This is a genomic window from Francisella salimarina (assembly GCF_007923265.1).
GTDB classification, from domain to species: Bacteria; Pseudomonadota; Gammaproteobacteria; order Francisellales; family Francisellaceae; genus Francisella; species Francisella salimarina.
Genome location: NZ_VOJA01000016.1, coordinates 1 through 628 on the forward strand (window position 1 = coordinate 1; position 628 = coordinate 628).

Genomic DNA, 628 nt, shown 5'->3' on the forward strand with positions numbered 1-628 from the left:
TTTTTTCTCTTCTTTTTTCTTTATGCCTCTTTCTCTATTTTTCTTTTCTTTTTCTTATACTTCTCTTCTTTCTCTTTCTTTTTCTCCTTCTTTTTTTTCTTCTTTCCCTCCATCCTTTCTTTCCTTTTTTTTTCTTTCCTTTTCTTTCTTTTTCTTTTTCTTTTTCCTTTTTCTTTATTTTCCCTTTTTTTCTTTTTTTCCTTATTCTTTTTTTTCTTCTCTTTCTTTCCTCATTCTTTTCCTCTCATTACTTTTTGCTTTCTTTTTTTTCTTCCTCTTATTTTCTTTTTCTTTTTCTTTGTTTTTTTTCTTTTTTTCTTCTTTCTTTTTTCTTTTTTTTCTCTTTTTTTTCTTTCTTTTCTTTTTTCCTTTTTTTTCTTTTCTTTCTTTTCTTCTTCTTTTTTCTTCCTTTTTTTTTTCTTTTCTTCTTTTTTTTCTTTTTTTTTTTTTTTTCTTTTTTTTTCTTTTTTTTTTTTCTTTTTTTTTTTTTTTCTCTTTCTTTTTCCTTCTTTCCTTTTTTTCCTTTTTTTTTTTTTTCTTTCTTTTCCTTTCTTTTTTTTTTTTTTCTTTTTTTCTTCTTTTTCTTTTTTTTTTTTTTTCTCTTTTTTCTCCTTCTCCTTTTTTTTTC

1 protein-coding gene is annotated in these 628 nt (G+C 21.2%); it reads right to left on the bottom strand.

What is annotated here, in order from left to right:
* Window positions 1–201 precede the first annotated feature (201 nt).
* Window positions 202–628 (bottom strand): hypothetical protein (locus FQ699_RS10040; RefSeq protein ID WP_179951714.1); only part of this gene is annotated, 427 nt, incomplete at its 5' end.